This is a genomic window from Longimicrobium sp. (assembly GCF_048594345.1).
Lineage (GTDB): Bacteria > Gemmatimonadota > Gemmatimonadetes > Longimicrobiales > Longimicrobiaceae > Longimicrobium.
In genome coordinates this window covers 1-14291 of the sequence record NZ_JBMDXM010000087.1, presented here as the reverse complement: position 1 = coordinate 14291, position 14291 = coordinate 1, and the positions used below count along the sequence as shown (strand labels likewise).

The window sequence follows — 14291 nt, the reverse complement described above, 5'->3', positions numbered from 1 at the left end:
CGCGCCGTGCGCACGGCGGCGGAGGAGATGGCGCTGGCGGGGTTCATCGAGCGGATGGACACGGCGCCGGTCTCGTACCTGGCCGACCACACGGCGTGGGCGGCCGTGCTGCGCCTGGTCAAGCTCAACGCGCAGCGCACGCCCGACGTGCCGCAGTGGCGCTACTGGTCCGTCGTATTCGCCTTTCTGGCGGAGGTGGACTGCTGGGCGCGCGAGGCGGACGCGGAGGGGTGGAGCGCCTACCAGGCCAGCAGCCGTGCCCGCGACCTGGTGACGGACCACGCGCGCACCCTGCAGATTGCCGGGCTCAAGCTTCCCGATCCCGAGGCCGGCGGCGGCGCCGCGTTCCTCGAAGACCTGGCCGCGGAGATGGACCGGGTGCACACCTGGTGCATCAAGCACCTGTAGACGAGACAGGTTCAGGTGCCCAGTGTCCAGGATCAAGGAAACGGCATCGGTGGGCACCGATCCTGGGCACTTGACCCTGGCCACTTGAGCCTGCCGTCCCATGCCTGAATCCCTCCGCACCCGTGTGCAGCGCTGGGGCTTCAACTGGTTCCCGGCGTACCGCGGCACCGGCGGCCGCATCGCCTACATCGCCCACGACTGGCGGGAGATCCGCATCCGGGTGCCGCTGGGCTGGCGCACGCGCAACTACGTGGGCTCCATCTTTGGGGGCAGCATGTTCGGCGCGGTGGATCCCATCTACATGGTGATGCTGATCCGCAACCTGGGGCCGGACTACCTGGTGTGGGACAAGTCCGCCTCCATCCGCTTTCGCCGCCCCGGCCGCACCACGCTGCACGCCCGCTTTCTGCTCGATCAGGCGGAGCTGGACGCCATCCGCGCCGCACTCATCGACGCCCCCGCCATCGAACGCACCTACACGGTGGATCTTGTGGATGCGGACGGCGTGGTGCACGCCACGGTGGAGAAAATCATCCACATCCGCCGAAATAGGCCCGCGGACGGTTGATCCGGCGGGTGATCGGCACGATTGCTGCCCGCCGTGGCGCCCATGCGGATACGATGGATGGTCCCGGTTCTGGCCCTGGCGGCGTGCGGCGGCGGTGAGGACGGCGCGGCGGTGGAAGGCACCTTTGCGCCGGGGCTCACGGCGACGGGGGTGTGGGTGGTGGAATCGGAGCGCAGCGAGCCCGCCGATACCGCCGGGTTCCAGCTGGCGGACCTCACGCCCGGCCCGGTGAGCCTGCGGCTGATGAACGGCTCCGACACCGCCGCCGTGCTCAACCTTTCCGGCCTGGCGCCCGGCGCGCGAGTGGGGCTGGAAGGGCTGCGGGTGGACCGCGAATCCGGCCTGGCCTTTCCGCGCACGGTGCGGCTGGACGGCGATGACATGGTGACGGTGAACGGGTTGCGGATGGCGCCCGCCAGCCGCGTTCCGCGCCAGGTGGACCTGCGCGGCGCCGTGCTGGCCTGGTCGTCCGAAGCCGGCGCGCTGCTGGTGCGGCCGGACGAGGCGCGCATCCCGGACCTGCGGGTGGTGGTGGGCCCTTCGACGGAGCTGGTGGGGGAGGATGGTGGCGGCGCGGACGTAACCATGCTGGCGCCCGGCGACTCCATCCGCCTGGAAGGCCGGTCGGAGAACGGCTACGTCCTCGCCACGCGCATCACCGTCCCCACCCGCATCGCCACGGTCACCGGCGCGGGCGATGACGACGCCGCCATCGACGCGGCGTCGGAGGATGGGGGCGGCGGTGGAGGGGATACGGGTGGCGGAGGCAATGTGGCCAGCCCGATCGCGGTGACGCGCATCCCCAGGGGCGGATCCGCCACTTCCGCGCCACGGATCATCGACGGGCGATCACGCGGCCGTGACGACTCGCGCGGCCGCGACGACGCACGCGGCCGGGATGACGGACACGCGCGGGAGCACGGGAATCAGGGGAAGGGAAGAGGCAGAGGAAACGGGAAGGGGAACGGAAAGGGCTGACCACGCGGGAGCGGGTCAGCCCTTTGTTGTTTGGGGAGCCCGCGTCAGCGCCGCAGGTCCACCGCGCCGCCGAGTCCCCCCGTCGCGGACGCGCGGGCCCCTGGAATGCCGCACACCGCTAGGCCGCCGAGTCCGCACCAGGAGCGAATGAATTCGCCGCTGGAAAATCGCGAAGTCCACCTGCGTGGACTGTAGCCGCGGCTGCAGCGTGCCCCGACACACAGGGTCTTGACCGAACGCACTCCGGTTGCGGACGCGCAGGCGCATGGAACGTGGCACGTCGCCGGGCCGCCGAGTCCGCGCAGGCGGACTTTGTGTAGTTGTTGCAGCGAATTTATTTGCCCTTGCAAGGCGGAGGGCCCGCCCTCAGCCGAAGCCGCATCGGAAACGGCCGCCTCGGGGAATCGGCGGATCCGTGAGCCTACTGATCCGCCGCGGAACGCGCTTCGCTGGTCGTCAGAAGCTGCTCGGAGACCACGTACCACTTTCCGTCATCCTCGTCGCGCTTGAAGATGTACTCCTGCATCCCGCGCCCCTGCCGCGTGCGCCCATCCCCGCCAAACACCCACTCCTTGTCCGCCAGCACACGAGCGCGGTCCGGCGCCTGCCACTGCACCGTGACGGTACGCAGCCCGATCCGCCGATCGTCGTAGCGGCGCATGTCGCGGGTGCGGTCGCGGCGAACGCCGGAGCGCGGCAGGTTGTTGGAGTTGTAGTAATCCACCCGGCTGCCGTAGTGCGCCACGTGGCGGCCGATGTCGCCCTCCACCCACGCCTTGTTCAGGTCGTGCACGGCGGCCTTGATCTCCGCCTCGGCCTGCGCCATCACCGCCGCGGGCGTCGCCGCCGGCGGGGTGGGGGCGGACGGGAGCGGCTGGGCCGGCACGGAGGCGGCGGGCTGCTCCGGCGTCGTCCCCGCGGCGCCGGAAGGCTGCGCGGCCGGCGGCGGAACGGCCGCGCGCCCGGCCACGCCTTCCAGCCGCACAAACTCCTCGTCCAGCGCGGCGATGCGGCCGGTGTCCAGCGCCGCGTTGTCCGCGGCGGCCACCGGCGCCGGATCGTCGTTCCCGCCGCGCGTCGCGGCCCAGAGACCCACGGCCAGCAGCAGAAGGAGCGGGACGATCCACATCGCCGGCCCGCGCGGAAACCCGGCGCGGCGCGTGGAAGGCGGCGGTGTGATGGGAATCCCCTCTGCGGGGACGGCACGCGCGGGCGGCGCCTCCGTCACAGCCGGCGGCAATTCCGTCACTGCTGGCGGCGCCTCCGTCACGGCCGGCGGCGTCACGTGGATGACGGCGGGCGTCTCCGTGACGACAGGGACGGCTGCCCCCAGCAGCTCCGTCGCGTCCTCGTCCGGCACCGGAACGGGGTGAAAGGCCGTCGCGTCGTCCTCCACCTGCGCGGCCGTGAGCGCTTCCGCAAAGCTGGCTGCGTCGGGATAGCGGTCGGCGGGGCGGGGGCGCAGGGCGCGCTGGATCACCCCGCGCACGCCGGACGGCAGGTCGCGCCACGCGTCGGTCACCGGCAGCGGCACGTCCTCGCCCGCGCGGACGGCGGCGCGCTCCTCCTCGTCGAAGGGGCGCCGGCCGGCCAGCATCTCGAAGCCGATCAGCCCCAGCTGGTACACGTCGGACGACGCGGTAACCGGCGCGCTCATGTCCAGCTGCTCGGGCGACGCGTACGCCGGCGAGTGGGGCAGGCTGCCGATGGTCGTAAGCCCGTGCTCCGGATCGTCGTCCATCGGCTTGGCGATGCCAAAGTCCAGGATCTTGACCGTGTCGATCTCGTCGCCGTCGCCGATCAGGAACACGTTGGCGGGCTTTACGTCGCGGTGCACGATGCCGGCGCGGTGCCCCGCCGCCACGCCGCGCGCCGCGTCCAGCAGAATGCGCAGCGCCTCGGGGCGGGCGAGGGGGCGCTCGATCATCGCCTCCTTCAGGTCCCGACCCCGCAGCAGCTCCATGACGATAAAGTCCAGCTCCAGCTCCGGGTCCGTCCCGTAGTCAAAGATCTGCACCACGTTGGGGTGCTGGATGCGCGCCGCGCTGGCCGCCTCGCGCCGGAAGCGCTCGCGAAAGTTGGCCAGCGCCGTGTCGGACGCGGCGGCCAGGGAAACGACCTTTACCCCCACCTCGCGTCCCAGCGTACGGTCCAGCCCGCGGTAGACCACGCTCATCCCGCCGCGGGCAAGGGCGTCCACCACCTCATAGCGGCCGGCGAGCGTCCGGCCCACCATCAACCCCTCCAGCCCCCGCCTCATGCGGCCGCCGCCTCCGCGCCGCCCAGCGCATGCTTCGCGATCTGCCGCAGCGCGCCCAGGTGGTAGGCCGCGTGCGCCACCGTGCCCACCAGCCCCTCCAGCAGTTCCGCGTCCATCGGCTGCTGGTGCGCCATCACCACGAACGCATCGTAGGTCGCGCGCAGCTGCGTGCGAAGCTGGGCCCACGCCACGTCATCCACCTCGCGCACGTCCCAGCTGCGCGCCCAGTCCGCTTTTTCCCGCTCGCCGCGCATCCAGCGTACGGAAACGTCCAGGCTGAAGCGCACGTGCTCCGCCTGCGCCGCCGCCGTGGCGCCGCCTTCATCCACCGGGACGGAGGCCTGCTCCGCCGTCAGCGCGTCCAGCGTGCCGAACAGGCCGCAGTCAGGCACGTTGTTGACGAAGTGGGTGCTGCGCGGGTCCGCGGGCCCGGCGAACGCCTCGGAAAGGATGGGGAGCACCGCCTGGAGGACGGCTTCGCGCGGGATCTGGGACATCTCGTCTTTCCACGAGGAAACGGGCGACCTCAGCAAACGCGGCGGAACGCGCAAGGCATGTGCCCGACGCCTGAACAAGAAGCTTGACTTACGGGCCAATCTCGTTAGACTGACACGCGTGGCGTATCACATGCGGCCACTCCTCGTCTGCGCTCCATTCATAAGCAGTCCCCCACAGGCACAACTTTACGCACGCCACCGCTGGTCCCGCGCCATTCCGCAAGGGATGATGCAGGAGGAATGTGCAGGAGCGGCCCCAGCGAGCTTTCGCCGGGGCCGCTCCTTCTTTCATCGTCCGAAACCGGCGTCACTCGCGCGGCGTGTGGCCCGCGTGCTCGTCCGTCTTGGCGGGCTCGGCGGCCTTGGGCGTCTCCGCCTCCCGGGGCCGGGGCTGCTCGGTGCGCGTGCGGCTGCCGCTCTCCGTCCGCGCCCGCGCCGCCGGCGTCGAGGCGGCGCCGGACGTGCCGTTCCCGCTCCCGCTCGCGCGTGCCGAAGCACTGCTCGATGAACGGTTCCCGCCTGACGCCGCCGGAGCCGCCGACGCGGAGCGCCCGGCCGAGGATGACGCGCCGGCCGCCGCGGTAGCGTTGGCGGGGTCTTCCGCCTGCTTCTGGCCGCTGATGTCGCGGAACTCCACCGGCACGCCGGCGCGCACGTGGTGCGAAAGGAACTCCACGTCCCAGTTGGTCAGCCGTACGCACCCGTTGCTGGCCGCGTAGCCGATGGTCTGCGGCTCGCTGGTGCCGTGGATGCCGTAGTGCGGCTCCGACAGGTCGATCCACACCTTGCCCACGGCCACGTTGGGCCCGGCGGGGATCATGGCCTCGGGCTCGTTGTCGGGCACGCCCACCAGGATGCCGGGCTGGTAGTGCCACGACGGGTCCTGCGTGACCCCGTTGATCTTGAACCCGCCGGACGGCGACGGCGAGTACTTGCCGCCCAGTGTGGACGGAAAGTGGTAGATCACCTTTCCGGCCGCGTCCACGGCGTGCACGTAGCTGCCGCGCCCCGAGACGATGAGCTTCGCCACCTGCCCGCGGGTTCCGGCGCGGCTCTCGTCGCGCACGGCGGGGACAAAGATGGACTGCCCGGCCTTGAGGCCGTTCAGGTCCACGCCGGGGTTCAGCTTCTGCAGCAGGTCGGGTGTGGCATGGTAGTCCTCGCTCAGCTTTTCCGTCAGCGACTCGTAGCACGAGCAGCTTAGCTTGGCGTGCTCGTAGATGTCGTCGGGGATCTGCGTGAACGGCCCCTTTACGTCGTCCTCCGTCAGCGTCTTGCGGACGACCAGCTCACTGGGGTTGCCGGCGGCCTGCCGCAGCCGCTGGAACGTCGCCGAATCCAGCCGGGCGGTGGCGGGAAGCCCCTCGCGGCGCTGGAACCAGTAGAGCGCCTGCACGGTGTTCTTGCCCCAGCGGCCGTCCATGATGCCAGGGGAAAACATGGCGCGGTCCAGCAGGATCTGCGTGCGCAGCACCGAGGGTCCGGCCACGTCGCCCGTAAGGGGGACAAACTGGCCGCCGCTGTTCACCGCCTGCGCGTCGATCTGCTCCCACTTTTCGGGATTGGGGCGGGCAGGGGCGCCGGAGCCGGTGGTGTCCAGCTGCACCAGCTCCTGCCAGCTCATGTCCATCCGCGCCCGTTCCATTTCCTCGGGCGTCATCCCCGGCGTCTGGCGCTCCCACGCCACCTCGACGCCGCTCGGGTTCGCCGCGCCCTGGGCCTGCGGCTCCGGCATCTTCTCCGCCTCGTCCGCGTCGCCCCCGCACGCGGCCAGCAGGAGCACCGCGAGTGTGGCGGATGCGTATCGATTGATCATGGGTGCCTCGTTCACGTGGTCATCAGAAAGCCGCCCGCCCCGCGGAGGGACGGGCGGCTTCGCTGCCCCGCACGATGGCAGGTTCCGGGCCGCGGGCGGTGAACGGGTGAACGGGTGAACGGGTGAGCGGGACGAGGCGTTGTGGACGGGCCCTCTCCCGACCGGCCTTTTGCTCGTTCCTCGCAACGGCGGTCGACCCCTCCCCCAACTTCGGGGAGGGGTTTTTCGCATGCACAAAGCCTGGAGGAAACGGAACACCCCTCCCCCGGGGTTGGGGGAGGGGTCGCCGCGAGCCGCGAGGAACGAGCGGCGAAGTCGGCGGGGGAGAGGGCCCCCGCGGGGCGCGACCCACCCGCCATCACGCCCCCCGTTCACCCATCCCCCCCCCGTTCACCCGCTCACCCGTTCACCGCCTCACGCCCGCCGGCCCGTGTTGATCACGTTCACCTGCCGGAACCGCGCGGCGGGCGAGCCGTGCGAGACGGCGTTGAGCTGCGAGGGCTCACCCTTGCCGTCGAAGAAGGTGCCGCCCACCCAGTAGGTGCTGGGGCCGCCAACCAGGTCCATGGAGTTCCAGAAGTCAGGCGTGCGGATCTGGTAGGCTACGTCGCGCAGCATGGCGCCCTTTTGCCCGTCGCGGATCTCCCACGCCACCTGCCCGCCAAACTGCCCGTTGTACCGCTGCTGGTCGATGGAAAACGAGCCGTGCCCGTCGATCAGAATGCCGTTCTGCACGCCGCCGATCAGTTCGTCCAGCGGCACGTCGCGGTCGGGGTGCGGCATCAGGTTCACGTTGGGCATGCGCTGAAACTGCACGTCGCTCCAGCTTTCCGCCGTGCTGTTGCCGTGGCTGCGCACCGGCTTGCCGCTTTGCGCGTACCATTCCGCCAGCATGGGCGCCTGCTCGCGGGTGGTCTGCAGGTCGTTCAGAATGCCATCCTTGATGATCAGGTACTCGTCGGGCCGCACACCCTCGTCGTCCCAGCCGATGGTGGCCAGCGAGCCCGGCGCGCTGCGCTCCGCCTGCACGTTCATGATCTCAGGCCCGTAGCGGAACTTGCCCAGAAAGTCACGCGGCGGGTGGATGAACGACGTGCCCGCGTAATTGGCCTCGTACCCCATGATGCGGTCCAGCTCGGTGGGGTGGGCGATGGACTCGTGGATGATCAGCCGCAGGTGCGTGGGAAGCAGCACCAGGTCGAACCGTCCCTGCTCCACCGGTTTGGCGCTGAGCTTGGCGGCCGCCTCTTCGGCCCAGACGGTGGCGCGGGCCGGAAGGTCGGACTCCAGCACGTACTCGTAGCCCAGGCCGCGCGGAGGGACGTCGGTGCTCTGCCGCGTCTGAAAGTCCGATCCGTCTTCCGCCACCGCGGTCACCGTCGTCACGGGGTAGGTGCGCGTCAGCGTCTGCGCGACGTACGTCCCCACGGTGCTGGCGAACACCTTTTCCTCGCGGACGAAGAAGAGGGACGAGGTGACGAAGCGCGCCCGCGGCACCCGCATAGCCGCCTCGTTGGCCTGGATGAGCAGCGCGACCTTGTCTTCTACCGGCACGGCGAACGGGTCCGTGCGCATGGGCGATTCCCATCGCGCGTCGGGGTACGCCTCCACCGGCGCCAGCTCCACGGGACGGGTGAGGGTGCGCGCGTTGGCCCGCGCCTGCGCCACCGCCTGCCGAGCCACGCGCACGATCTCCTCCGCGTTCACGTCGCTGCTGGCGGCAAAGCCCCACGCGCCACCCGCCAGCACGCGCACGCCAAAGCCGTACGTTTCCTGGTCGTCAAAGGTGGTGATCTGCCGTTCGCGCGTTCCGATGGACTGGGTGCGGTTGCGCTGGATGCGCACGTCGGCGTAGCTGGCGCCCGCGGAGCGCGCCGCGTCCAGCGCCCGAGCCGTAAGCTCGCGCTCGTCGGCATCCTGCATGCTGCCGGCGTGCAGGCGCCGCGGCGGCAGCAGCGCCAGCCCCGCCGCGCCCAGGGTGCCGCGCTGGATGAACTCCCGGCGTTTCATGTGATCAGGCTCCGCGGGTAGGGATGTTGATGCAGATTTTTTAGCATCATCGTGCCCGCGGCGCGAATCCGCAAGGTTCTCGTCACCCTCCTTAACAGCACTCACGCGGAGGCGCGGAGGACACGAAGAGGCGCGGAGAAAGGATGTCCCTCTCCGCGCCTCATCCGTTCCTCCGCGCCTCCGCGTGATGCCTTTCGTGCCTCAGCCCCGCGGCCGGCCCCTGGTCGAATCGGACGATGCAGGGGCGCGCGGAGCCGGACTCGCGGGACGGGGTGTCGACGCGGGACGGGCACGGGCGCTGTCGGCTGCGGGGCGGGACGCGGCTGGCGTCGCGGGACCGGGCGTCGCGGCGGGACGGGCGCGCGCGGTGTCAGCGGCGGGCTGGGGCGCCGACGCGGGACGGGCGCGTACCGTGTCCGCGGCAGGCCGTGCGGGTGCCGTGGTCGCCGGGCGTTGCGCGGCCACACTGTCGCGGCGCGTGCTGTCCCGCGCGACGGCCGGCGCGGCGGGCTGCGCGGTGGGCCGCGGCGTGGTGGCCACGGGCGGCTCGGCGCCGTCGCGCGTGCCCCGGAAGGCGACGGGGGTGCCCGGCGTCAGCCGCTTGCTCAGGAAAATGGCGTCCCAGTTGGTCAGCCGTACGCACCCGGCGGACTGCGCGTAGCCGATGGTTTCCGGGCTCTTGGTGCCGTGGATGCCGTAGTGCGGCGCCGAGAGCGCCATCCACACCTTGCCCACGGAGCTGTTGGGCCCCGGCGGGATGAGCGCGTTGGGGCGGTCGTCGGGCACGTGGGCCAGCAGCTTGGGCTGGTAGTTCCACCACGGATCGGGGTGGATGGAGGTCACGCGAAAATCGCCCGCCGGGGACGGATCGTAGCTGGAGCCGAGGGTAGCCGCGAAGTGGTAGAGGATGGTGCCGGCGGAATCCAGCGCCTGCAGGTAATTGCCGGTGCCGCTCACCACGATCTGCTTCACCACGCCCGCGGGGGCCGCGTTCGCGTCGCGCAGCGCGGGGACGAACAGCGTGTCCCCCGCGGCCAGCGAGTCCAGCGTCATGCCCGGGTTCAGCTTGCGCAGCAGTTCCGCGGACGACGCAAAGGTCTCCGTCAGCTTTTCCGTCAGCGACTCGTAGCACGAGCAGCGCAGCCGTGCGTGCGCGTAGATGTCCGTGGGGATCTGCACGAACGGCCCGGCCACCTCCTCCGCCGTCAGCACGTGCTGCCGGATGGTCGGCAGCGAATCGCCTCCCGCGGCGGCCGTCAGGCGGATGTAGGTGGCGCTATCTACCACACCCGTAGCGGGCAGCGACTCGCGCGCCTGGAACCACTGCACGGCCGTCGCCGTGTTGCGCCCCCAGCGCGCGTCCAGCATCCCCGGGGAAAACAGGGCACGGTTCAGCAGCACCTGCACGTGCAGCACCGACGGCCCCTGGTGGCCGCGCCCCACGGGCAGCTTGTACGCCCCCGAGTTCGCCGTCGCCACGCTGATCTCGGCCCACCGCTCCGGCGCCGGCCCGGCGTTCCCCGAGTCTGCGCGCGCGGTCGCCGTGGCCGCCACCGGAGGCGCGGAGGGACGCGGGCGGGTGGCGGCCGGGCGCTGTGCCGGCTGCGTTGCGGGCCGCGCCGCGGGCTGGGCCGCGGGGCGCCGCGCCGGGGGCTGGGCGCGCATGGGCGGCAGCGCGGCAGGGCGTGCGGTGGGCGTGCCCTGCCCGGGCGTCTGCTGCGCCACCGCGGGCGCCGATACCAGCGCGAAAACGACGAGCGCCGCGCGGGCAGCACGCATCAGAGTAGCCATCGGGATCGTCGGGGACCTTCGGGAGTTTCGCAAACCGCGCGAACGTTTGAGCTTACTGGTGGAGACGTCGAGCGCCCGGAACATAAGCCAGCGCCTGACTTTGCGAAAGACGGAGAGGCTCGTCCGGCACCGCCGTTCACGATCCCGATTCCCGTTGACGAAAGCCGCTTAACACACGAGATTTGCAGTGCTCCGGCGTCCGCGCCGGAAATTGGAGGGGTGCCAGAGTGGTCTAATGGAGCAGTCTTGAAAACTGCCGCTGGGTAACCCTCAGCCGTGGGTTCGAATCCCACCCCCTCCGCTCGGCCGATACAGAACACCGGGGCAGCCTCCGCGAAGGGGCTGCCCCGGTGTTTTTGCATCCACCCAACCGATACGGATTCTGGCGAAACTGTCATTCTGAGGGAGGCGCCGCGCAACCTTCTCTCCTCGGCGGAAAGCCTGGCGCCGACCGAAGAATCTTTATGCTGGGCGGCAGAATCTTTCCCCTCGCGCGCGGTTCCCGGGCGTTGCCGGGAAAGGGGTTCCGCGCGAGGGTAGGGAGATCCTTCGGTCGCGCTGTATGGGTCCGGTGCGGCACCGCGGCTTTACGGCGGGCGCTCTCTCAGAATGACAGGTGTTTTCTCGAATTTTGGTGGGAAACCGAGCTCTACCGGCCAGGATCAGGCCGGAGCAGCCTCCGCTCCGGGATCCGCCGCGGGAAGGTGGACGGTGAAAGTGCTGCCTTCGTCCAGCGTGCTCTCCACGGTCAGGTCGCCGCCCATGGCGCGCGCCAGCTCGCGGCTGATGGCCAGGCCCAGGCCGGTGCCCTGGCGCGTGCGGGTGAGGTCCGGATCCACCTGAACGAAGGGCTCGAAGACGGCGTCCAGCTTTTCCGGGGGGATGCCGCAGCCGGTGTCGCGCACGCGGATGCGCACCTGTCCGCCCACCTGCGCCGAATCCATCCGCACCTGGCCGCCGGGGCCGGTGAACTTGACGGCGTTGGACAGCAGGTTCAGCAGCACCTGCTCCAGCTTCTCCCGGTCCGCGCGCACCCTCACGCCGGCGCCGCCTTCGCCGCGGCCGTACAGGATGCCGCGGTCGGCCGCCTGCGGCTCGATGAGCGCCTCCACCTCGTCCAGCACCTCCGAAAGCGGCACGTCGGCCAGGTTGAACGCGATCTTGCCCGCCTCCAGCCGCGCAAAGTTCAGCACGTCGTTGATGAGGCCCAGCAGGTGCTGCTGCGCGCGCTTGATGCGGTCAAGGTCCGTCATCTGCTGCGGCGTGGTGGGCCCGCGCAGCCCCAGCTCGATCAGCTCCACGTAGCCGCCGATGGCGTTCAGCGGCGTGCGCAGCTCGTGGCTCATGCTGGCCAGAAACTGGCTCTTGGCCCGGTTGGCCTGCTCCGCCTCGTCCCGCGCGTCGCGCTCGGCCTCGTACAGCCGCGCGCGCTCCAGGGCGCTGGCGCAGTGGCCGGCCAGCGTCTCCAGGAACACGTCCACGCCGGGGTCGAACGTCTGCCCCGCGCGAAAGCTGAACCCCAGCGCCCCCAGCGCCCGCCCGTCCGCCACGATTGGTACGGTGGCGTACCCCTCGTACCCGGTTTCCGCCGCCGCGTCCGCCGTCCGCGGAAAACGCTCCCTCCACTCCGCCGTGTCACGCACCAGCACCGGGCGCTTGTGCAGCACCGCGTCCGACATCGGCGCGCCCAGGGTGACGGGAAAGCGGTAAAAGCGCGACGCACTGGGCTCCGGGTAGCCGCGCGTGCCCATCATGGTGAACTCCGCCCCCGCCGGGTCCAGCAGCGCCATCGCGCCCGCGTCGGCTCCGATGGCGCGCATCCCGTGCTCCACCGCCACCTCGGCCACCTGCGCGGGCGACAGGGCGCGCGCCATACGCCCCGCCACCTCCAGCAGCCGCTGTCCCCGCTCCGCCGCCCGCTCCGCCGCCGCGCGGGCCCGCCGCTCGGCATCGTGCAGCCGCGCGTTCTCGATGGATACGGACGCCCATCCCGCGATCCCCACCGCCAGCCGCTCCGCCCGCTCGGTGAACATGTCGGGCTCGGCGTGCCCAAAGAACAGGCCGCCCAGCACCTCGCCCGTGTGGCCCACCACCGGCACCGCCAGGTAGCTGCGCACGGGAAGGTGCCCCCTGGGCATCCCGTGATACGGCGCGGTGTGGCCGTAGCGCGGGTCCTTGAGGATGTCTCCGCTGCGCACCACCCCCTCGCCATGAAAGGTGGGCGAAAAGACGGCGGTGTTGCGCGGCATGGGAAAGCCCTCGAACGCCTCGCGCGGCACGCCGGAAAGCGTGTACAACATGTACGATTCGCCCGCGTCGTTCAGCACGTTGTAGAAGAACGCGCCAAACTGGGCCCCGGTAAGCGTGGTCGCCTCGTCCGTGGCCGCCTGCACGATGCGGCTGAGCTCCGTTTCGCTGGTGAGGGAAACGCCGATGCGGTGCAGCGTCTCTACCAGGCGGGCCTCGTCCTCCAGCGCGGCTTCGGCGGCGGCGTGGGCGGCGGCGAGCTGCTGGTTGGTGGCCTCCAGCTCCTCGGCCATGGCCTGCATCTCGGCCATCTGGTGCTCGGCCTCGGCCGCCTGCCCCTGCAGCTGCGCCGCCAGCTCCGAGGCCGCCAGGAGGTGTGCCTCGGCCTCGGCGCGCTGGCGCTCCAGCCCCTGCACCAGCGCATCGCGCTCCGCCTCCACCTGCCGTCGGGCGTGCACGTCGTGCAGGGTGCCGGCCCACTCGTAGATTGCACCGTCGGTGCCCGGCAGGGGTACGCCACGGGCCTGGTACCAGCGGTAGGTGCCGTCGGCCAGCCGCAGCCGGTACTCGGTGCGGTAGGTGCCCCGCCGCTGGCGCGCGGTGTCCCAGGCCAGCAGTGTGGCCGGTCGGTCGTCGGGGTGGATGGCGGCCAGCCAGCCGTCGCCGCGTACCTCGTCCCGCGTCTGCCCCGTCAGGCGGCGCCAGCCGGGCATGTCGTCCACCCGCCCGTCGGCGTCGGTGGTCCACACGAACACGGCGTCGGATTCCACCAGCGCCCGCAGCCGGGCCTGGCTGCGCAGCACCTCGGCCATGGGCACCGTGGGCGCGCGGCGGCCGACGTCCGGATCGGTGTGGCTCATCGGGGTGGCGGAGGTGGAGAAAGAAAGCGCCCGGAGATCGGGCGCGGTCGGGCGCGCGCAGCAGCAAGCGCCACGCCAGATGGTGAACGGGTGAACGGGTGGAGGAGAGAACCCCGTGCTCCGGCAGAGATCGAACTGCGTCCGCAGTCGGCCCCCTCTCCCGGCCTTCCCCCAACTTCGGGGGAGAGGTGACGGGAGCCGACGCTTCGGCGTGCCGGGCGAGCACGGATGTGAACGTTGACCCTTCTGGAGGGGGAAGGACGCGGGATGGGCGGCGGCTCACCAACCCGCGCGGTTCTATCCGCGACTCACCGCCGCCAGCCTCACGACCAACCCCTCCCCCGAAGTTGGGGGAGGGGTCGACCGCCGTTGCGAGGAACGAGCAAAAGGCCGGTTGGGGGAGAGGGCCCGTCCGCAGCGCCTCGTCCCCCTTCACCCCCTCCCCCGCACCGCAAAATCCCCCGCCGCCGCGGCAGGAACACTTGCCGAAGATGGCCTGTCGATTGCATCCTGTGGGACCGCTTTGCCCGCGCCGTTCGCCAAACATTCGTTCGGGTGGCGCGCGCGGCCTCAGCCGAATCCCGGATCCGCTTGAATTTCGTACCGGCCGGCCGCTCTTTGGGCCGGACAACGCCGCCGTTCGCTTGCTGCCGGCGCCGCCCTCCGGGTGGGCGCCGTCTCCCGGCTTTTCCCTCGTTTCACCACGCAGGAGCCTGACCCGTGCCTCAGGGTGACGACCGCAACGACGTGAATCCGCCCGCCTCCCCCGACGGCGAGGGCACGCCCGCGCCGCGCCGGCGGGGTGGACGCCCGGCCGCGCAGGCCGGCTCTTCGCCCGCGGCTCCGCGGCCGGCGG

At 71.2% G+C, this 14291-nt stretch carries 9 protein-coding genes and 1 tRNA gene; 4 read left to right on the top strand and 6 right to left on the bottom strand.

All coding sequences use genetic code 11. The annotated features are described in order from the left end of the window. The 3 genes from ACOJUJ_RS09730 to ACOJUJ_RS09720 form a co-directional block, all read left to right on the top strand. Positions 1-408, top strand: a 408-nt coding sequence (locus tag ACOJUJ_RS09730) for a hypothetical protein (RefSeq protein WP_420126670.1), incomplete at its 5' end; no start/stop codon positions are given. 100 nt (positions 409-508) lie between these two features. Next, positions 509-976, top strand: coding sequence for a DUF4442 domain-containing protein (locus ACOJUJ_RS09725; protein WP_420126669.1), 468 nt, complete (start codon positions 509-511; stop codon positions 974-976). Between the two features lie 57 nt (positions 977-1033). Further along, on the top strand, positions 1034-1954 hold the full coding sequence (locus ACOJUJ_RS09720) for a hypothetical protein (protein WP_420126668.1): 921 nt from the start codon (positions 1034-1036) through the stop codon (positions 1952-1954). Positions 1955-2375: 421 nt separating this feature from the next. Here the strand turns inward: ACOJUJ_RS09720 and ACOJUJ_RS09715 are convergent, their stop codons facing one another. From ACOJUJ_RS09715 to ACOJUJ_RS09695, 5 genes are all read right to left on the bottom strand, one after another. Next, positions 2376-4214, bottom strand: a complete 1839-nt coding sequence (locus tag ACOJUJ_RS09715) for a protein kinase domain-containing protein (RefSeq protein WP_420126667.1) — start codon at positions 4212-4214, stop codon at positions 2376-2378. Then, a complete protein-coding gene (locus ACOJUJ_RS09710) occupies positions 4211-4711 on the bottom strand; it encodes a DinB family protein (protein ID WP_420126666.1) in 501 nt (166 codons plus the stop codon). Before ACOJUJ_RS09710 ends, ACOJUJ_RS09715 begins: the two co-directional genes overlap by 4 nt. Positions 4712-5018: 307 nt before the next feature. Continuing rightward, the gene (locus ACOJUJ_RS09705) at positions 5019-6527 is read right to left on the bottom strand and encodes a L,D-transpeptidase family protein (protein WP_420126665.1); all 1509 of its coding nucleotides are present in this window, start codon (positions 6525-6527) and stop codon (positions 5019-5021) included. A 414-nt stretch (positions 6528-6941) separates the two neighbouring features. Beyond that, on the bottom strand, positions 6942-8537 hold the full coding sequence (locus tag ACOJUJ_RS09700) for a TldD/PmbA family protein (RefSeq protein WP_420126664.1): 1596 nt from the start codon (positions 8535-8537) through the stop codon (positions 6942-6944). 201 nt (positions 8538-8738) lie between these two features. Beyond that, positions 8739-10316: a L,D-transpeptidase family protein gene (locus ACOJUJ_RS09695; RefSeq protein ID WP_420126663.1), complete on the bottom strand. Its 1578-nt coding sequence runs from the start codon at positions 10314-10316 to the stop codon at positions 8739-8741. A 225-nt stretch (positions 10317-10541) separates the two neighbouring features. On the opposite strand from ACOJUJ_RS09695, the gene ACOJUJ_RS09690 reads away from it, so the two are divergent. Beyond that, positions 10542-10629: transfer RNA gene (locus ACOJUJ_RS09690), tRNA-Ser, on the top strand. Between the two features lie 361 nt (positions 10630-10990). On the opposite strand, the gene ACOJUJ_RS09685 is transcribed toward ACOJUJ_RS09690, so the two are convergent. Next, complete coding sequence (locus ACOJUJ_RS09685; protein ID WP_420126662.1) at positions 10991-13435, bottom strand: ATP-binding protein; 2445 nt, start codon at positions 13433-13435, stop codon at positions 10991-10993. Positions 13436-14291 lie beyond the last annotated feature (856 nt).

What these genes read in the sequence shown, in the direction of transcription:
- ACOJUJ_RS09720 (WP_420126668.1), top strand. Translation starts at nt 1,034, where the DNA reads ATGGTCCCGGTTCTGGCCCTGGCGGCGTGCGGCGGCGGTGAGGACGGC.
- ACOJUJ_RS09715 (WP_420126667.1), bottom strand. Translation starts at nt 4,214, where the DNA reads ATGAGGCGGGGGCTGGAGGGGTTGATGGTGGGCCGGACGCTCGCCGGC.
- ACOJUJ_RS09705 (WP_420126665.1), bottom strand. Translation starts at nt 6,527, where the DNA reads ATGATCAATCGATACGCATCCGCCACACTCGCGGTGCTCCTGCTGGCC.
- ACOJUJ_RS09710 (WP_420126666.1), bottom strand. Translation starts at nt 4,711, where the DNA reads ATGTCCCAGATCCCGCGCGAAGCCGTCCTCCAGGCGGTGCTCCCCATC.
- ACOJUJ_RS09725 (WP_420126669.1), top strand. Translation starts at nt 509, where the DNA reads ATGCCTGAATCCCTCCGCACCCGTGTGCAGCGCTGGGGCTTCAACTGG.
- ACOJUJ_RS09695 (WP_420126663.1), bottom strand. Translation starts at nt 10,316, where the DNA reads ATGCGTGCTGCCCGCGCGGCGCTCGTCGTTTTCGCGCTGGTATCGGCG.
- ACOJUJ_RS09685 (WP_420126662.1), bottom strand. Translation starts at nt 13,435, where the DNA reads ATGAGCCACACCGATCCGGACGTCGGCCGCCGCGCGCCCACGGTGCCC.
- ACOJUJ_RS09700 (WP_420126664.1), bottom strand. Translation starts at nt 8,537, where the DNA reads ATGAAACGCCGGGAGTTCATCCAGCGCGGCACCCTGGGCGCGGCGGGG.